The 18,851-nt window shown below is 56.3% G+C and carries 16 protein-coding genes, 1 pseudogene and 1 other annotated feature (1 of these 18 cut by a window edge); of the genes and pseudogenes, 4 read left to right on the forward strand and 13 right to left on the reverse strand.

What is annotated here, in order from left to right:
- Positions 1-3 precede the first annotated feature (3 nt).
- Together ribF and C6A40_RS25195 are read right to left on the reverse strand one after the other, a co-directional pair.
- Positions 4-930: a bifunctional riboflavin kinase/FAD synthetase gene (ribF, locus tag C6A40_RS03225; RefSeq protein WP_021240557.1), complete on the reverse strand. Its 927-nt coding sequence runs from the start codon at positions 928-930 to the stop codon at positions 4-6.
- Positions 931-937: 7 nt separating this feature from the next.
- Positions 938-1,144 (reverse strand): annotated as a pseudogene (locus C6A40_RS25195) (DUF2575 domain-containing protein); the annotation flags it as partial.
- 115 nt (positions 1,145-1,259) lie between these two features.
- Here C6A40_RS25195 and rpsT point away from each other — a divergent pair.
- Positions 1,260-1,523 carry a 30S ribosomal protein S20 gene (gene rpsT, locus C6A40_RS03240; RefSeq protein ID WP_008502037.1) on the forward strand — a complete coding sequence of 88 codons (264 nt, stop codon included), beginning with the start codon at positions 1,260-1,262 and terminating at the stop codon, positions 1,521-1,523.
- 59 nt (positions 1,524-1,582) lie between these two features.
- Here the strand turns inward: rpsT and nhaR are convergent, their stop codons facing one another.
- The 4 genes from nhaR to dnaK all read right to left on the reverse strand — a co-directional run bounded on the left by nhaR (position 1,583) and on the right by dnaK (position 7,036).
- The gene (gene nhaR / locus C6A40_RS03245; RefSeq protein ID WP_008502038.1) at positions 1,583-2,482 is read right to left on the reverse strand and encodes a transcriptional activator NhaR; all 900 of its coding nucleotides are present in this window, start codon (positions 2,480-2,482) and stop codon (positions 1,583-1,585) included.
- Between the two features lie 58 nt (positions 2,483-2,540).
- Positions 2,541-3,716 carry a Na+/H+ antiporter NhaA gene (nhaA, locus tag C6A40_RS03250; protein ID WP_045335640.1) on the reverse strand — a complete coding sequence of 392 codons (1,176 nt, stop codon included), beginning with the start codon at positions 3,714-3,716 and terminating at the stop codon, positions 2,541-2,543.
- A 173-nt stretch (positions 3,717-3,889) separates the two neighbouring features.
- A complete protein-coding gene (dnaJ, locus tag C6A40_RS03255) occupies positions 3,890-5,035 on the reverse strand; it encodes a molecular chaperone DnaJ (protein ID WP_008502040.1) in 1,146 nt (381 codons plus the stop codon).
- Positions 5,036-5,122: 87 nt separating this feature from the next.
- Complete coding sequence (dnaK, locus tag C6A40_RS03260; protein WP_008502041.1) at positions 5,123-7,036, reverse strand: molecular chaperone DnaK; 1,914 nt, start codon at positions 7,034-7,036, stop codon at positions 5,123-5,125.
- A 296-nt stretch (positions 7,037-7,332) separates the two neighbouring features.
- Between dnaK and satP the strand changes: the two genes are divergently transcribed.
- Positions 7,333-7,899 (forward strand): acetate uptake transporter, encoded by a 567-nt coding sequence (gene satP, locus C6A40_RS03265; RefSeq protein ID WP_008502042.1) that lies wholly within the window; start codon positions 7,333-7,335, stop codon positions 7,897-7,899.
- Here satP and C6A40_RS03270 read toward each other — a convergent pair.
- From C6A40_RS03270 to tal, 3 genes are all read right to left on the reverse strand, one after another.
- Positions 7,876-9,198: an MFS transporter gene (locus C6A40_RS03270; protein ID WP_045335638.1), complete on the reverse strand. Its 1,323-nt coding sequence runs from the start codon at positions 9,196-9,198 to the stop codon at positions 7,876-7,878. The two genes, satP and C6A40_RS03270, sit on opposite strands and share 24 nt — an antisense overlap.
- Before the next feature lie 122 nt (positions 9,199-9,320).
- Positions 9,321-9,908, reverse strand: a complete 588-nt coding sequence (mog, locus tag C6A40_RS03275; RefSeq protein WP_008502044.1) for a molybdopterin adenylyltransferase — start codon at positions 9,906-9,908, stop codon at positions 9,321-9,323.
- Between the two features lie 110 nt (positions 9,909-10,018).
- Positions 10,019-10,972: a transaldolase gene (gene tal / locus C6A40_RS03280; RefSeq protein ID WP_008502045.1), complete on the reverse strand. Its 954-nt coding sequence runs from the start codon at positions 10,970-10,972 to the stop codon at positions 10,019-10,021.
- Between the two features lie 262 nt (positions 10,973-11,234).
- Here tal and C6A40_RS03285 point away from each other — a divergent pair, with 262 nt between their 5' ends.
- A complete protein-coding gene (locus C6A40_RS03285) occupies positions 11,235-12,665 on the forward strand; it encodes an alanine/glycine:cation symporter family protein (protein WP_021240561.1) in 1,431 nt (476 codons plus the stop codon).
- Between the two features lie 66 nt (positions 12,666-12,731).
- Positions 12,732-13,505: a peroxide stress protein YaaA gene (yaaA, locus tag C6A40_RS03290; RefSeq protein ID WP_021240562.1), complete on the forward strand. Its 774-nt coding sequence runs from the start codon at positions 12,732-12,734 to the stop codon at positions 13,503-13,505.
- 32 nt (positions 13,506-13,537) lie between these two features.
- Here the strand turns inward: yaaA and C6A40_RS03295 are convergent, their stop codons facing one another.
- From C6A40_RS03295 to thrA, 4 genes are all read right to left on the reverse strand, one after another.
- Positions 13,538-13,834 carry a DUF2502 domain-containing protein gene (locus C6A40_RS03295; protein WP_021240563.1) on the reverse strand — a complete coding sequence of 99 codons (297 nt, stop codon included), beginning with the start codon at positions 13,832-13,834 and terminating at the stop codon, positions 13,538-13,540.
- Between the two features lie 308 nt (positions 13,835-14,142).
- Entirely contained in the window at positions 14,143-15,429 is a 1,287-nt protein-coding gene (gene thrC / locus C6A40_RS03305) for a threonine synthase (RefSeq protein WP_045335635.1), read from the reverse strand.
- Between the two features lie 3 nt (positions 15,430-15,432).
- On the reverse strand, positions 15,433-16,362 hold the full coding sequence (gene thrB, locus C6A40_RS03310; protein ID WP_021240567.1) for a homoserine kinase: 930 nt from the start codon (positions 16,360-16,362) through the stop codon (positions 15,433-15,435).
- 1 nt (position 16,363) lies between these two features.
- Entirely contained in the window at positions 16,364-18,826 is a 2,463-nt protein-coding gene (gene thrA, locus C6A40_RS03315; protein ID WP_008502052.1) for a bifunctional aspartate kinase/homoserine dehydrogenase I, read from the reverse strand.
- A 24-nt stretch (positions 18,827-18,850) separates the two neighbouring features.
- Position 18,851 (reverse strand) — a sequence feature (Thr leader region); it runs 117 nt beyond the window's last position.

The following is an 18,851-nucleotide window of genomic DNA, read 5'->3' on the forward strand; positions in this document are numbered from 1 at the left end:
GGTTCAAAGCCCAAAAAACTCGCGGGCTGTTAATTCATCTCGCGCAATTTGCGCTTTGAGTTCATCCAGCGAACCAAATCGCTGCTCGTTGCGTATTTTTTTACGCAGTATCACATCTATATGGCGACCATACAGGTCCATTACAACGTCCAGCAGGTGCACTTCTAGCTGTTGACGCACACCGGCAACGGTCGGACGCGTGCCAATATTGGCGACGCCGTAGAACGGCTTATCGCCCAGTCCTGCCACTTCTACCGCATAGACCCCTTTAACCGGGGAAACCTGACGACGCAGCGGTATATTCGCCGTCGGGAAACCTATCGTGCGGCCCAGCGCATCGCCATGGACCACGCGACCAGAGATGGTGAACGGATGTCCCAGCAGGTTTTCTGCCGTATCCAGTTCATCGTTGGCCAGCGCCTGCCGCACTGCCGTGCTGCTGACGCGCACGCCGCCTTCACAGAAGGTCATCGCGCTGGTGACGTCAAAACCGTACTCCAGACCAGCCTTCTGTAATAGCAAGAAATCACCCTGACGACCAGCGCCAAAGCGGAAATCATCGCCCACGGCAAGAAACTGCACGCCAAGACGCTTCACCAGCAGGTCGCTGACGAAATTTTGTGCTGTCAGCGCGGCAAAGCGGCGATCGAAACGTACGCACAATACATAGTCCACACCGGACTCAGCCAGATAGCGCAACTTCTCGCGCAGGCGTGTAAGACGTGCGGGAGATTTGTCGCCCGCGAACAGCTCCAGCGGCTGCGGTTCGAAAATCATCACTACTACGGGCAGGCCGCGAGCCTCCCCTTCTTTACGCAATCCCTGCAACAGCGCCTGATGACCACGATGCACGCCGTCGAAATTACCAATGGTCAGCACGCACCCGTGCGGGGCTCTGCTGAGATTATGTATGCCGCGTATCAGCTTCATGTCTGGCTCAAAACAGTGAAAATCGCCAAAGTATACCTTGTACAGCGGTTAAGGTTAACCGGCGATTGTTCGTGCAAAACAGAAAGCCGTAATGATTTCATCAGGCTGACCTTTCGCAGCGAAAAAATCTGCTCGCGAACTGCGATTTTTATGCCGAAAAGCTGTATTCACGGACAACAAGCTGGTAGAATCCTGCGCCATCACTACGTAACGTAGCGTCGCCACATTAACGGCGCTTATTTGCACAAATCCATTGACAAAAGAAGGTATAGAGGGCATATTCCTCGGCCTTTGAATTGTCCACATAGATCATATTTGGGAGTTGGACCTTGGCTAATATCAAATCAGCTAAGAAACGTGCTATTCAGTCTGAAAAGGCTCGTAAGCACAATGCAAGCCGTCGCTCTATGATGCGTACTTTCATCAAGAAAGTATACGCAGCTATCGAAGCTGGCGACAAAGCTGCTGCGCAGAACGCATTTAACGAAATGCAACCAATCGTGGATCGTCAGGCTGCTAAAGGTCTGATCCACAAAAACAAAGCAGCGCGTCATAAAGCAAACCTGACCGCGCAGATCAACAAACTGGCTTAATCGCCGCTTGTTGTTGCTTGTTTTAAAAGAACCCGCTTAACGCGGGTTTTTTTATATCTTCAGATTGCCGGTGGCGTAAACAGCGCCGAGTAGTCACGGTTACAGATTCGCTGTACCGCCGGATGCTGAATCATCCTTTCAGCAAAGATGGCGTGATACTCCTCCATCACGTTATCCACTCTGCCTATCTCCGTAATCTTGTCGTCCGAATAGAGATCGTGCGCGTAGAGCGTCGGCGCAACGAAGATGGCGTTGTGGGCTTCACCAAAGGCTTTCATCAGCGCCGCATCGTCAAATTCGCCGAGGATTTCCACGTTCAGCCCCTGCGAGTTAAACCAGTTCAGGAGCTTGCGCCCCAGCATGGAGCGTCTTCCCGGCACCAGCAGTCGACGCTCTTCCAGGCAGGCCGGGAAGGGTTTCTCCGGCGGCGGATTAATGCACCAGAAGCTCACGCCGCATTCCCCAATTTTCACCGAGAACAGCCCTTCCTGCTGCGTCGAGTCGATCGGACAATCCGAGATAATCATGTCCAGCTTGTGCTGGCTCAGCTGTTCCAGCAGCATCTCGTGGGTGGATTCAAAGCAGCGAAGATGAATTTGTTCATCTTCAACCACCGCCGCATCCAGCACGCCGCTCACCAGCCGTTTGGACAGCGCATCCGCCACGCCCACGTCAAAGAGCAGGTTCGACTCTTTGCGGTAGTTGACGATATCAAGCATCTCCTGGCTAAGGGTAAACATTTTGTCCGCGTAGCGGAAAACCAACTCACCCAGCTCGCTGGGTTCAATCCCGCGCCCCTTACGCTTGAACAGCTTGCCCTGCAAACGTTCTTCCAGCGCCTTGATTTGCCCGGTGATGGTTTGCGGCGTCAGGTAGAGCGCCTCTGCAGCCCCGACCACCGAGCCCTGTCTATAGACGTGCCAGAAGTAGTAAAGATGGTTGTAATTCAAATGAGACATCGCGTCTTCGCTCCTTGAGTGTGTTTCGGGAGAAGGATCGCCTCCTCCCGGTGTTCCGTTATGCCTGGACGGCCTGTCCGGACAATTTCACCTTCAACAAGGTATAACCAATTACGGCGGCCAGTAATGACCCGATGAGAATGCCGAGTTTCGCCCAGACGATCAGCTCAGGCGCATGCGCGCCAAATGCCAGCGTCGAGATAAAGATCGACATCGTAAACCCTATTCCACACAGCACGCCGACGGCCATAATCTGCTTAAACGTGGTGCCGTGCGGCAATGACGCCAGCTTCAGTTTCGTCGCCAGCCAGCAAAAGAGGCTAATACCCAGCGGCTTACCGATAAACAGACCGGCAATAATGCCCAGCGGCAGCACGGACGTCATCCCGTCCAGCGTCACGCCGCCCAGCGAAACCCCGGCGTTGGCAAACGCAAACAGGGGCAGGATCATAAAGGCGACCCACGGGTGCAGCACATGCTCCAGCTGTTTGGCCGGCGACTTGCCGTCCTGCGGCTTAAGCGGTACGAAGAAGCCGACGATCACCCCAGCCAGCGTGGCGTGCACGCCGGATTTCAGCACCGCCGTCCACAGCACCATCCCCACGAGGATGTAGATACCGATGCGGCGCACATTAAAGATGTTCAGCAGCGCCAGCACCGCAATCGCGCCTGCGGCCACGCTCAGAGACAGGATCGACAGATCGCTGGTGTAGAACAGCGCGATAATCACAATGGCGCCAAGATCATCGATGATCGCCAGCGCCATCAGGAAGATTTTCAGCGCAACCGGCACGCGGCTTCCCAGCAAGGCAAGCACCCCGAGCGCAAAGGCTATATCCGTCGCGGCCGGGATCGCCCAGCCGTGACGTGCAACCGGATCCTGCCAGGTGAACGCCAGGAAGAGCAGCGCCGGCACCACCATCCCACCGAGCGCGGCAATGACCGGGAACGCCGCGCGCTGGCGGCTGGCAAGCGAGCCCAGCGCCAGCTCACGCTTAACTTCAAGCCCCACCAGCAGGAAGAACACCGCCATCAGCGCATCGTTGATCCACAGCAGCATGTTCTTGTTAATTTCCAGCGCCCCGACCTTCATCTCAACGGGCGTTTCCAGAAATGCATGATAGAGATCCCGCGTGATGCCAAGATTAGCCAGCACCATCGCGGCCGCTGCGGCAATAATCAGGAGCACGCCACCGGACGCCTCACTGCTAAAGAAACGGTGTAGTAATTTCATTTAAGTTCTCTCTTTTACAACAATACCTCGATAAAACCATAATACCAAGCCAAATAGCTCGGCAAAAACAGATTAATATTGAGTATAGATTCACTTTTACCGAGCAATACCCGTAAATAAAAAAAGCCCGGAATCGCTTCCGGGCTTTTTGAAGATGGAAACCAGCTAACGGATTAGCGGGTCAAATCATCGAAGAATTTTTTGACGCCATCGAAGAAGCTTTTGGAACGCGGGCTGTTTTTCTCACCCGTCGGACCACCAAAGCTTTCCTGCAACTCTTTCAGCAGCTGTTTCTGCTTATCGTTCAGGCCAACCGGTGTTTCCACGACGACGCGGCACAGCAGGTCGCCCTGCGCACCACCGCGAACGGATTTAACGCCTTTCCCGCGCATGCGGAACAGCTTACCGGTCTGGGTCTCGCCCGGGATCTTCAGATTGACGCGACCATCCAGCGTCGGCACTTCGATTTCGCCGCCGAGAGCCGCCATCGCGAAGTTGATCGGCACTTCACAGTACAGGTTATTCCCTTCGCGCTCGAAGATAGCGTGCTGTTTCACCTGCACCTGAACGTACAGATCGCCTGCCGGTGCGCCGTGTTCGCCAGCTTCACCCTCACCCGCCAGACGGATGCGGTCGCCCGTATCCACGCCAGCCGGGATTTTAACGGACAGGGTCTTGGTTTTCTCAACGCGACCGTGGCCGTGGCATTTGGTGCACGGATCTTTAATCAGCGTACCGCGACCGTGACAGTGAGGACAGGCCTGCTGTACCGCGAAGAAGCCCTGACGCATCTGAACCTGACCGGAGCCGTGACAGGTTGGACAGGTCTGCGGCTGGGTACCCGCTTTCGCGCCGCTGCCGTGGCAGACGTCACACTCTTCCAGCGTCGGAATACGGATCTCTTTGGTAACACCGCGAACGGCCTCTTCCAGCGTCAGATCCATGTTGTAGCGCAGATCCGCGCCGCGCGCCGCGCGCTGACGACCACGCCCGCCGCCGAAGATGTCGCCAAACACATCACCAAAGATATCGCTGAAGTCGGCACCGCCGCCAAAGCCGCCGCCACCGAATCCACCGCCGCCCATGCCGCCCTGTTCAAAGGCGGCGTGACCGTACTGGTCATAGGCTGCACGTTTTTGTGCATCGGTCAGGACTTCGTAGGCTTCTTTGATCTCTTTAAATTTGGCTTCAGCCTCTTTGTCACCCTGATTACGGTCCGGGTGGAATTTCATGGCCAGGCGCTTATACGCCTTTTTGATTTCACGCTCTTCCGCAGTTTTCGGAACGCCTAAAATCTCGTAATAGTCTTGCTTTGCCATTGGTTTTTTTAAGCCCCTTAACATGCGAGCACGGGCGTGGAGAGTTCTCCTACGCCCGTGCCGATTAATTACCCTGCATCAGGGCGATTATTTTTTATCTTTAACTTCTTCGAACTCAGCGTCGACAACGTCGTCGTCTTTCGCGTTGTTCGCCGAAGCGTCAGCGCCCGCCTGCTGTTGAGCGTGCTGCTGCTGAGCGATTTCCATCAGCTTCTGAGAAGCCTGTGCCAGTTCCTGCATCTTCGCTTCGATGTCCGCTTTATCTTCACCTTTCAGTGAGGATTCCAGCGCACTCAGTGCAGCTTCGATAGCAGTCTTGTCTTCCGCTGGCAGTTTATCGCCTGCTTCTTCAACCTGCTTACGGGTGCTGTGCAGCAGATGGTCACCCTGGTTGCGGGTCTGAACCAGCTCTTCGAACTTACGGTCGGATTCCGCGTTAGCTTCGGCATCGCGAACCATTTTTTCGATTTCCGCTTCGTTCAGACCAGAAGATGCCTTGATGGTGATCTTCTGCTCTTTACCGCTGTTTTTGTCTTTCGCAGACACGTGCAGGATACCGTCAGCATCGATGTCGAAGGTGACTTCGATCTGTGGCATGCCGCGCGGTGCCGGGTTAATACCGTCCAGGTTGAACTGACCCAGAGATTTGTTATCCGCCGCACGCTTACGCTCACCCTGCAGCACATGGATGGTTACCGCAGACTGGTTGTCTTCAGCGGTAGAGAACACCTGGCTGTGCTTGGTTGGGATGGTGGTGTTTTTGTTGATGAGCGCAGTCATCACACCGCCCATGGTTTCGATACCCAGAGACAGCGGGGTAACGTCCAGCAGCAGTACGTCTTTCACTTCACCGGTCAGTACGCCACCCTGAACTGCAGCACCGATAGCCACTGCTTCGTCCGGGTTAACGTCTTTACGTGGCTCTTTACCAAAGAACTCAGCCACTTTCTTCTGCACCATTGGCATACGGGTCTGGCCACCAACGAGGATAACGTCGTTGATATCAGACACGGACAGGCCAGCGTCCTGCAGAGCAACTTTCAGCGGCTCGATAGAACGGTTCACCAGGTCTTCTACCAGGCTTTCCAGTTTCGCACGGGTCACTTTGATGTTCATGTGTTTAGGACCGGTCGCGTCTGCAGTGATGTACGGCAGGTTCACGTCGGTCTGCTGAGCGGAAGACAGTTCGATCTTCGCTTTCTCAGCGGCTTCTTTCAGGCGCTGCATAGCCAGCGGGTCATTACGCAGGTCAATGCCCTGATCTTTCTTAAACTCGTCAACGAGGTAGTTGATCAGACGGGTATCGAAGTCTTCACCACCCAGGTGGGTATCACCGTTGGTTGCCAGAACTTCGAAGGTTTTTTCGCCGTCAACTTCGTCGATTTCGATAATAGAGATATCGAAGGTACCACCACCCAGGTCGTAAACCGCGATAGTACGGTTGCCGACTTCTTTATCCAGACCGTAAGCCAGAGCAGCCGCGGTTGGTTCGTTGATGATACGTTTTACTTCCAGACCTGCGATACGGCCAGCATCTTTGGTTGCCTGACGCTGAGCATCGTTGAAGTATGCAGGAACGGTGATAACAGCTTCAGTTACCGGCTCACCCAGGTAATCTTCAGCGGTTTTCTTCATTTTTTTCAGCACTTCAGCAGAAATCTGCGGTGGTGCTGTTTTGGTGCCTTTCACATCAAGCCATGCATCGCCGTTATCTGCCGCGATGATTTTGTAAGGCATGATGGAAACGTCACGCTGAACTTCTTCGTCCTGGAAGCGGCGACCGATCAGGCGTTTAATCGCAAACAGAGTGTTTTGCGGGTTTGTCACTGCCTGACGTTTAGCCGGCTGACCAACCAGAGTTTCACCGTCCTGGGTATAAGCAATGATAGAAGGCGTGGTGCGATCGCCCTCGGCGTTCTCCAGCACGCGTGCAGTAGTGCCATCCATAATCGCTACACAAGAGTTGGTAGTACCCAGGTCGATACCAATAATTTTACCCATCTAAACGTCTCCACTAAAAATTCAGTCAACATGTGGTTGTGTACCTGTAATAAGGGCAGAACGTGCTTTTTCAACTGCCCAGATTTGATTTTTTTCAGGTCCACACACTGCGGTTGACTACAAGATGGGGTCGCGACGGCATCCATCAAGGGGCAAGCATAAAAAAAATTTTAATTTCACCCTGATGAGATCATAGACGCCATCGATTGCGCCCATTATGATGCCGCGCCCCGTCAGGGAGAACTGACGCGGGTTTAACCATTTCACCATATTAATGATGATTTTTTTGAGGACTTATGGGCAACACTAAGTTGGCTAATCCGGCTCCGCTGGGCCTGATGGGTTTTGGCATGACCACTATTCTGCTGAACCTGCACAATATCGGGATGTTCCCGATGGATGGCATCATCCTGGCGATGGGCATTTTTTATGGCGGTATCGCGCAAATCTTTGCGGGCCTGCTGGAATATAAGAAAGGCAATACCTTCGGCTTAACCGCCTTCACCTCTTACGGTTCTTTTTGGCTGACCCTGGTCGCCATTCTGCTGCTGCCTAAAATGGGCATGGCAGACGCGGCAAACGCCCACTTCCTGGGCGTCTACCTGGGCCTGTGGGGCGTCTTCACCCTGTTCATGTTCTTCGGTACCCTGAAAGGCAACCGCATGCTGCAGTTCGTCTTCCTGAGCCTGACCGTGCTGTTTGCCCTGCTGGCAATCGGTCACCTGGTGGATAACGAAGGCATCGTTCACGTTGCCGGCTGGATTGGTCTGGTTTGCGGCGCAAGCGCTATCTACCTGGCAATGGGTGAAGTGCTGAACGAGCAGTTTGACCGCACCGTTCTACCGATTGGTGAAAAACACTGATCCCTCTGTCGTGCCCGCCTCGCGGGCACGACATCCCCCCGCCTGACGAAGCCAAAATCCCAATACCAGCCCCATCACCGACAGCGCCAGCACGTACCAGGCCGGAGCCATGGGAGAGACGCCCATCAGGACCGTCACCGCAATCGGCGTCAGCCCACCGAAAATGGCATACGACACGTTGTAGGAAAATGAGATCCCGGTGAAGCGAACCTCCGGCGGGAACGCGCGCACCATGACATACGGCACCGCGCCGACTACGCCCACGCACAGCCCTACCACGCCGTACAGCAGGAACAGCTGTTCAGGATGGCTGCCTGCCAGATGGTAAAACGCCCAGCTTGATGCGGCCAGTAGCAGGCTGCCGACAATAAAGGTAACGCTGGCCCCGAAACGATCTGCCGCCAGCCCGGCGGCCAGACAGCCAAAGCAGAGCATGATTGTCGCGATACTGTTCGCCTGTAGCGTCACGGCTGGGGCGAAACCGTACTGCTTTTGCAGCCACACCGGAGACATCAATATCACCACCACAATCCCGGCCGAGAGTAGCCAGGTGAGCAGCATCGACACCACCACCGCCTTTTTATGACGTACCACAACCGCCTTCACCGGCAGCTCCTGCGCCAGCGCTTTACGCTGCTGCATCTCGAGGAAAATCGGTGTCTCCTGCAGCCAGCGGCGCAGGTACATCGCCACCAGGCCAAACGCCCCGCCCAGCAGGAACGGAATACGCCAGCCCCAGTCGTGTACGGCCTGCTGCGTCATGCTGGTATTCACAATGGTGGCGACCACCGAGCCGAGCAGGATCCCGATGGTCAGCCCCGCGGTTAAGGTTCCACAGGCGATACCAATGCGGCGCGCCGGAACATGCTCTGCGACAAACACCCACGCGCCCGGCACTTCACCGCCAATCGCCGCGCCCTGAAGCACGCGCATCAGCAACAGCAGCAGCGGCGCGAGAATGCCCATCGAGGCATAGGTGGGCAGCAGACCAATGGCCAGCGTGGGGACCGCCATCAGCAGGATGCTGAGGGTAAACATCTTTTTACGCCCGACCAGATCGCCAAAGTGGGCCATGATAATGCCGCCCAGCGGACGCGCCAGATACCCGGCAGCAAAAATGCCGAAGGTTTGCACCTGACGCAGCCACTCCGGTATATCGGCCGGGAAGAAGAGCTCCCCCACTACGGCAGCGAAGAAGACGAAGATAATGAAGTCGTAAAACTCCAGCGCACCGCCTAAGGCCGCGAGCGTGAGGGTTTTGTAGTCCTGTCGATTCAGAGGTCGGGTGTTATGTGACATAGCGAACCATTATGCGTGTATTGTGGATTTATTTTTACAGCAATCGTAAAGAAAAAATTACTATACCGTAAAACCGTTACCACGCTATCGCCGCTTCAGCTTATGTCACATATTGATTAATTTCAGGAGATTGTTTCGCGACGCGCGTTTTTAGGACGAAAAGCTGCTACCACTTTCTCATCGGTTTCGACATACGGGCCGTCAAGCAGCTGTATACAATACGGTACACTTGCAAAGATGCCGTGAACGATGACGCTGCCGTCTTCCGCTTTTAGCCCTTCCAGCGTCTCTTTGATCGACTTGGGCTGCCCCGGGAGGTTCAGAATCAACGCCTGCTTGCGGATCACCCCTACCTGGCGGGAAAGAATGGCCGTCGGGACAAAGTGTAGACTGATCTGGCGCATCTGTTCGCCGAAGCCCGGCATTTCACGATCGGCAATCGCCAACGTCGCGTCCGGCGTCACATCACGGCGCGCGGGCCCGGTTCCGCCGGTGGTTAACACCAGGTGACAGCTCATCTCATCCACCAGCTCACACAGGGTCTGCTCGATAATCGGCTGTTCGTCGGGAATCAGGCGAGTCTGGATCTCAAACGGGGTAGTCAGTGCACTGGCCAGCCACGCTTCCAGAGCGGGGATGCCTTTATCCTGGTAAACACCGCTGGAGGCGCGGTCAGAAATCGACACTAAGCCGATGCGTAAGGTATTCATATCCATTCCATTCAAAGAGTACTGATTAAAGGGAATGATACACGCAGAGAGGAAATTCAGACAGGGTACGAAAGCAGTCGCGTGACCGGGAGCCCGGTCACGCGGAATGATTACAGCAGGTCGCCGATCATTTTTTCCAGTTTTTCCTGGTCAACAGCAAACTTACGGATACCGTCCGCCAGCTTGTCTACCGCCATTGGATCCTGGTTGTGCTGCCACAGGAACTCGGATTCAGTGATGCGCTCTGGGCGTGCTTTCACTTCACCGGTGTAAGACAGTTTACGCTCCAGGGTGCCTTCGCTTTCTGCCAGCTCTTTCAGCAGCGCTGGCGCGATGGTCAGGCGGTCACAGCCAGCCAGCTCGATGATTTCACCGACGTTACGGAAGCTTGCGCCCATAACCACAGTCTCATAGCCATGCTGTTTGTAGTATTCGTAGATTTCAGTCACAGAAATCACGCCTGGATCTTCAGCCGGTGCGTACTCTTTCTTATCGGTGTTGGCTTTGTACCAGTCCAGAATACGGCCCACGAACGGAGAAATCAGGTATACGCCAGCTTCTGCACATGCACGCGCCTGCGCGAAAGAGAACAGCAGGGTCAGGTTACAGTTGATACCCTCTTTTTCCAGCTGCTCTGCCGCGCGGATACCCTGCCAGGTAGAAGCCAGTTTGATCAGGATACGATCGTTGCTGATGCCCGCATCGTTGTACAGTTTGATCAGACGTTTTGCTTTCGCGATAGACGCTTCGGTGTCGTAGGAGAGACGTGCGTCTACTTCGGTAGAGATACGGCCCGGAACCAGTTTCAGGATCTCGAGACCGATGTTCACGGCCAGTTTATCAGTAGCGTCCACAACCTGCTGCGCGCGGTCGTTGCTCTGCGCTTTCGCCCAGGTCACAGCCTCGTCAATCAGTTTGCGATACTCAGGGATCTGTGCGGCGTTAAGGATCAGAGAAGGGTTAGTTGTGGCATCCTGCGGCTGGTACAGCTTCATTGCCGCGATATCTCCGGTGTCAGCTACGACAGTGGTGAACTGACGAAGGGAGGTCAATTTATCCGTCATGATAGTGTTTCTCTTTTAACGTGCCCTGGATAATTCACGCTACCGACAGCATGCCTGCAGCGGAAAAATGACAGGTTTACTTGTTAGGGGGATGTAACCGGTCTGCCCTGATGATAACACGACGGAGGGGTAGCGCAACCGCAGACAGTGCGCTTAGGCAGAGTATGATAAACTCAGAATATTAACAGGCTGCTAAGCAACAGCATGCCCAATCAGTGGTAGCGCTTACATATTCACGTTGGCATCAACAAGAGGGACGTTAATGCCTGATTTCTTTTTCTTTATTAACGAAGTCCTCTGGGGTTCGATAATGATTTACCTGCTTCTGGGAGCAGGTATTTGGTTTACGCTACGCAGTGGGTTTATCCAGTTTCGCTATATTCGCAAGTTTGGCAGAAGTCTGAAAAACAGCGTCACGCCCCAGCCGGGCGGATTAACGTCGTTTCAGGCGCTCTGTACCAGCCTTGCGGCACGCCTGGGCAGCGGGAATCTGGCGGGGGTAGCACTGGCCATCAGCGCCGGTGGGCCAGGCGCGGTCTTCTGGATGTGGATGACGGCACTTCTCGGTATGGCCACCTCCTTTGCCGAAAGTTCGCTTGCACAACTCTACAAAGAGAAAGATAAGCGCGGCCAGTTTCGCGGTGGTCCAGCCTGGTACATGGCGCGTGGCCTGGGGATGCGCTGGATGGGCGTCCTGTTCTCGCTTTTTTTACTGCTCGCGTACGGTCTTATTTTTAATACCGTCCAGGCGAACTCGGTCGCCCATGCCATGCGCTATGCCTTCTCCTGCCCCGAGTGGCTCGCGGGTCTCGCTTTAGCTTCGATCGTTCTGCTTACCATTTCATTCGGTCTCAAGGGTATCGCTCGCCTGATGCAGTGGCTGGTGCCCATTATGGCGCTGCTCTGGGTTGCCGCGAGCCTGTTCGTCGCCGCACTGCATCTCGACCAGGTGCCGGGCGTGCTTGCCACCATCGTCAAAAGCGCCTTTGGCTGGCGCGAAGTGGCATCCGGCGCGCTGGGCTACACCTTCAGCCAGGCGCTGATGGCGGGTTTTCAGCGGGGCATGTTCTCCAATGAAGCCGGTATGGGGTCAACCCCCAATGCGGCAGCCGCCGCCTCTTCCTGGCCGCCACACCCGGCCGCACAAGGTATTGTGCAGATGATTGGCGTCTTTACCGATACCATTATTATCTGTTCCGCCAGCGCCATGATTTTGCTGCTGGCAGGCCCCGTACCCCACGCGTCGGGAACCGTCGGGATACAGCTTCTTCAGCAGGCGCTGGTGACCCTGACCGGCGGCTGGGGAGCCGGATTTGTCTCGCTCATCCTGATCTTGTTTGCCTTCAGCTCAATCGTGGTGAATTACCTCTACGCCGAAAATAACCTTATTTTCCTGAAACTCGACTCCCGCGCCGCGATCGGAACCCTGCGTCTGGGGGTTATCCTGATGGTGGTAGCAGGCTCCCTGCTCAGTATGCCGCTGGTCTGGCAGCTGGCCGATATCATTATGGCGCTGATGGCAATCACTAACCTCACGGCGATCCTGCTGCTCTCGCCCGTGGTGACCCTGATTGCCAGAGACTATCTGCGCCAGCGCAAACTCGGCGTTCCGCCGGTCTTTGATCCCGCCCGCTATCCCGATATCAAGGCGCAGCTTGCCCCCGGCACGTGGGATGATTTGCCACGGCAATAACAGCTATCGATCAATTCAGGGCGATTTTTTGCTAAAGTCGCTCTAAATTTCCTGCAAGGACTGGATATGCTGATTCTGATTTCACCTGCAAAAACGCTCGACTACCAGAGCCCGCTCGCCACCGAGCGCTATACCCAGCCTGAACTGCTGGACTACTCGCAACAGCTGATCCGCGAAGCGCGTAAGCTCTCAGCACCGCAAATCGCCTCGCTGATGAGCATCAGCGACAAGCTGGCCGATTTGAACGCGACCCGCTTTCACGAGTGGCACCCGGATTTCACCCCGGCTAACGCTCGTCAGGCGATTCTGGCATTTAAAGGCGACGTGTACACCGGCCTGCAGGCGGAAGATTTTAGCGAAGCCGATTTCGATTTTGCCCAGCAGCATCTGCGCATGCTGTCGGGCCTGTACGGCGTACTGCGCCCGCTGGATCTGATGCAGCCTTATCGTCTGGAGATGGGGATTCGCCTGGAGAACGCCAAAGGCAAAGATCTGTACCATTTCTGGGGCGATATCATTACCGATAAGCTGAATGCGGCGCTGCGCGCGCAGGGCGATAACGTGGTGATTAACCTGGCATCCGATGAATACTACAAGTCGGTGAAGCCGAAAAAACTGGATGCCGACATCATCAAGCCGGTATTCCTCGACGAGAAAAACGGCAAGTTCAAAGTGATCAGCTTCTACGCCAAGAAAGCGCGCGGTCTGATGAGCCGCTACATCATTCAGAACCGCCTGACGAAGCCGGAGCAGCTGACCGCCTTCAACAGCGAAGGCTATTTCTTTGACGAAGAAGCGTCGGGGAAAGGCGAGCTGGTATTTAAGCGCCACGAGCAGTAAAAACAAACCCCGCCGGCTGGCGGGGTTTTGCATTAGTGGTGTTTCCAGTCCGGACCTGGACGGCGATCGTCATGGCGACGATCGTCATGATGGTGGTCACGCTCGCGATGCTCATCGTGAGGACGCCAGCGGTTATCGCGCCAGTCATAATGCGCCTTCCACCAGTCATGGTCGCGCCAGCGGCCACCGTCCCAGTAGTGCCCGTTATTATCCCGGTCGCCAATCTGCAGTTTGACCGCAGGTACGAGGGTAACTTCAGATGCCTGAACCGCCATGGGAGCGACCAGCATCAGTGAAAGCGCAATCAGCGCAGGTTTCAGTTTTGACATCGGTGACTCCTTATTATCGTTGCCCAACGTGGGCCGTTGTAAGGAGAGTACGCGAGGGGAACGGGGGATGTTATTCTCTGCAATCCTAAACGCTAAGTGACCGCATTTATTGGGAATTTCTGCTTTTTCCCTGCTATTTTTCTCCTTAATTTCTTCACAAAAAAAGCCGGGTGGCGCTTCGCTTACCCGGCCTACGGTTTGTTCGTCTTTGTAGGCCCGGTAAGGCGAAGCCGCCACCGGGCAACACAATCACGCACGCGTCATCATCAGTTGCAGGTCGGGTAAGGCGTAGCCGCACCCGACAAAAATCACGCGCGGGTCATCATCAGCTTACGCAGCGCCGCAAAGTCCGCCGGCATCTCATGGGACAGCAGCGGCAGGTCGGCACGCTCGGCCAGTTCTTTCGGCAGCGGCAGCGTTTCGCCCAGGATCGCTTCCACGCTCTCTTTGAACTTCGCCGGATGTGCGGTCCCCAGGAACAGGCCGTATTCACCCGGGTTAAGCTGGTCGCGCAGCGCACGATAGGCAATCGCCGCGTGCGGTTCAGAGGTATACCCCACCGCCTTCAGCTCGCGCATGGTGGATTTGGTGGTCTCATCCGTCACCGCAGCATAGCCCAGGTCACCCAGGCGCCAGATCTTACGGCGGAACAGCTCTTCCACGCGCGGCCAGTTGTTCGGCTGAGAGACATCCATCGCATTGGAGAGGGTCGCCTGCGTGGCGTTCGGCGCCCACTTCCCGTCTTTCAGGAAGCGCGGCACGGTGTCATTGGCGTTGGTGGCGGCGATAAAGCGTTTCACCGGCAGACCCAGGGATTTCGCCAGCAGGCCTGCCGTCAAATCGCCGAAGTTACCACTCGGCACGGAGATCACCAGCTGATTGCGCGCGTCCTGCGGCAGCTGCGCCACCGCTTCGAAGTAGTAGCAGATCTGCGCCAGCAGACGGCTGATGTTGATGGAGTTGGCGGAGTTCAGACCCAGCGCCACCTTCAGCTCTTCGTCGTCGAAGGCCTGCTTGACCAGCGCCTGACAGGCATCGAAATCGCCGTCAATTGCCACGGTTTCAATGTTGCCGCCGAGGGTGCAGAACAGTTTCTCCTGCAGCGGGCTGATTTTACCTTTCGGATAGAGGATCACCACGCGGACGTTTTTCAGGCCGTAGAACGCGTGGGCGACCGCCGCGCCGGTATCCCCGGAGGTCGCGGTCAGGATGGTCACCGGCTTGTCACCACTGATGTGGGTCAGCATCTGCGCCATAAAGCGGCCGCCGAAGTCTTTGAACGCCAGCGTCGGACCGTGGAACAGCTCCAGGCAGCCAACATCAGGCTCAACCTGCTGAACCGGCGCCGGGAAGGCGAATGCCGCGCGTACGCGCTCTTCCAGCAGCTCCTGCGGAATTTCATCGCCGATAAACGCGGACAGAATTTTGGTGCTGCGGGTGACAAAATCCTGCTTCAGCAGGTCATCAATCTCGGTCAGCTGGAATTCCGGCAGGTCATGCGGGAAAAACAGCCCCTGATTTTTGCCCAGTCCCTGAGTCACCGCCTGCGCGAAGCTGACCTGCTCGTTATGATCTTTAAGGTTGTAGAGTTTCATTAATTATCCCAGTACTCGTGCGCCAGCCGTGTCCAGACGGCAAATATGAACAAAGCCTTCCTGATTTTGCAGGTAGTGTTTAGAGAGCCAGTCCGCCACGCGCTGCGCAGTGTCAGGCTTGTCGCACAGGGCGAACAGCGTCGGGCCGGAGCCGGAGATGCCACACGCCTGCGCGCCGATATCCATGGACGCCTGTCGCGCCTCGTTAAAGCCGGGCAGCAGCTTCGTGCGGTACGGCTCGGCAATGACGTCCTTCATCAGTTTGGCCGCCAGCTGCGGCTGACGGGTGTAGCAGGCGTGGATAAAGCCCGCCAGATGACGCCCGTGGGCGATACAGTCCTGACGGCGATACTGCGCGGGCAGGATCGCACGCGCTTCCGCGGTTGATACCTTGATACCCGGATAGGCCAGCACCCACAGCCACTCATCAAACCCTGGCACCTGCTGGCTGATGATGCCATTTTCTTCGATCATCAGCTGCATGCCGCCGAGGAAGCATGGCGCAACGTTGTCATAATGAATGCTGCCGGAGATACGCCCTTCCAGCTCGCCCATTAAGGCAAGCAGGCGGTTGTTGTTCAGCGGCTTGCCGCAGTGCTCGTTCATCGCCACCAGCGCGGCGACCACCGAGCAGGCGCTGGAACCCAGCCCGGAGCCAATCGGCATACTTTTTTCCAGCGTCATGGCGACCGGCACGTTTTTACCGATCTCCTGACAGAAACGCTCCCAGCACTGATAGACGATATTCTCGCGTGGCTCAGACGGCAGTTTGCTGGCGAAGCGACCCACGTTATTCAGGCTGAAGCTGTCTGCCGCTTCCACCGTCACCGTATCGCCCAGCAGCGAACCGTCCACCGGCGTTACCGCCGCACCCAGCACGTCAAATCCGACGCTCATATTCGCGCTGGAAGCCGGGGCATAAACTTTGACCATGTTAAACTCCTAACTTCCATGACAGGGTACGCAGCAGATCGGCAAAGACACCCGCCGCCGTAACATCGTTCCCTGCGCCATAGCCGCGAAGCACCAGCGGCAGTGGCTGATAATAGTGGCTGTAAAACGCGAGGGCGTTTTCGCCGTTTTTGACTTTGTACAGCGGGTCGTTGCCATCCACTTCGGCAATCTTCACCCGGCACACGCCATCTTCTTCAATGTTGCCAACATAGCGCAATACCTTACCTTCATCACGGGCTTTCGCCACGCGGGCGGCAAACGCGTCGTCAAGCTGCGGCAGCCTGGCCATAAAGGCGCTGACGTCACCGCTGCTGTCAAATTCTGCCGGCAGGACCGGCTCAATCACGATATCGGAAAGCTCAAGCTCACGGCCCGTTTCGCGCGCGAGGATCAGCAGCTTGCGCGCCACGTCCATACCGGAAAGGTCGTCACGCGGATCCGGCTCGGTATAGCCCAGCTCGCGCGCGGCGCGGGTGGCCTCCGAGAGGCTCATTCCCTCATCCAGCTTGCCGAAGATAAACGACAGCGAGCCGGAGAGAATGCCGGAGAAACGCTGCAGCTCATCGCCCGCGTTAAGCAGGTTCTGCAGGTTCTCGATAACCGGCAGGCCTGCCCCCACGTTGGTGTCGTAGAGGAACTTGCGGCGCGACTTGCTCGCCGCCAGACGCAGCTGGTGATAGTAATCCATCGACGAGGTGTTGGCCTTTTTGTTCGGCGTCACCACGTGGAAACCTTCGCGCAGGAAGTCCGCGTACTGGTCGGCCACCGCCTGGTTCGAGGTGCAGTCGACGATGACCGGGTTAAGCAGATGATACTCTTTTACCAGACGGATCAGGCGCCCCAGGTTGAACGGCTCTTTTGCCTCATTCATCTCGGCCTGCCAGTTTTCCAGGTTCAGGCCGTGGACGTTGGTCAGCAGCGCTCTGGAATTCGCGATCCCGCAGACGCGCAGATCGATGTGTTTCTTCTTAAGCCATTCCTGCTGACGCTTCACCTGCTCCAGCAGCGCGCCGCCGACGCCGCCCACGCCAATCAGGAACAGCTCGATAACCTGATCGGTGTTGAACAGCATCTGGTGAACCACACGAACGCCGGTGGTGGCATCGTCGTTATCCACAACAACAGAAATTGAACGCTCTGACGAGCCCTGGGCAATCGCCACGATATTGATATTGGCGCGCGCCAGCGCGGCAAAGAATTTGGCGGAGATACCGCGCAGGGTGCGCATACCGTCGCCCACCACGGAGATGATCGCCAGACGCTCCTGAATCGCGAGCGGCTCCAGCAATTCTTCTTTCAGCTCCAGATAGAACTCTTCCTCCAGCGCGCGGCGGGCGCGAAGGCAGTCAGCCTGCGGCACGCAGAAGCTGATGCTGTACTCGGAGGATGACTGGGTGATCAGCACCACCGAAATACCGTTGCGGGACATGGCCGCAAACACGCGTGCCGCCATGCCGACCATCCCTTTCATCCCCGGACCCGAGACGCTGAACATCGCCATGTTGTTCAGGTTGGAGATGCCTTTCACCGGCAGTCCGTCCTCATCGGTACTCGCGCCAATCAGCGTACCCGGCGCCTGCGGGTTACCGGTGTTTTTAATCAGGCAAGGGATCTGGAACTGGGCAATCGGGGAGATGGTACGCGGGTGAAGTACTTTGGCGCCGAAGTAGGAAAGCTCCATCGCTTCCTGGTACGACATCGACTTCAGCAGCCTGGCGTCCGGTACCTGGCGCGGATCGCAGGTATACACGCCGTCAACATCAGTCCAGATCTCACAACAGTCCGCGCGTAAACAGGCGGCCAGCACGGCGGCGGAGTAGTCGGAACCGTTACGGCCCAGCACCACCAGCTCGCCCTTCTCGTTACCAGCGGTGAAGCCTGCCATCAGGATCATGTGGTCAGCGGGAATTTTGCTGGCGGCGATACGGCGGGTTGATTCGGCAATATCAACGGTGGATTCGAGGTAGTGGCCCACCGCCAGCAGTTTTTCAACGGGATCGATCACGGTCACGCTATGGCCGCGCGCTTCCAGCACGCCGGCCATGATGGCGATAGAGAGTTTTTCACCGCGACAAATCAGCGCCGCGTTGATGCTGTCCGGGCACTGGCCGAGAAGGCTGATGCCGTGCAGGACATGTTTAATTTGCGCGAATTCTTGTTCAACAAAAGACTTCAGCTGCGCATGCGGGAAGCCAGGCAGCGCTTCTGCCAGGCCTTGCAGTAAGTCAGCGAAGATACGCTCTGCGTCGCTGATGTTCGGAAGTGCATCCTGGCCACCGATGGTTTTTTCAATCATCGCCACCAGATGGTTCGTGATTTTTGCCGGGGCAGAGAGCACGGTCGCAACCTGCCCCTGCCTGGCGTTGCTTTCCAGGATATCGGCAACACGCAGAAAACGTTCTGCATTTGCCACTGATGTACCGCCGAACTTCAACACTCGCATGGTTCTACCTCGTTTCCTTTAGCCG

The organism is Enterobacter sp. GER_MD16_1505_Eko_090 (assembly GCF_003331015.1).
Lineage (GTDB): Bacteria > Pseudomonadota > Gammaproteobacteria > Enterobacterales > Enterobacteriaceae > Enterobacter > Enterobacter roggenkampii.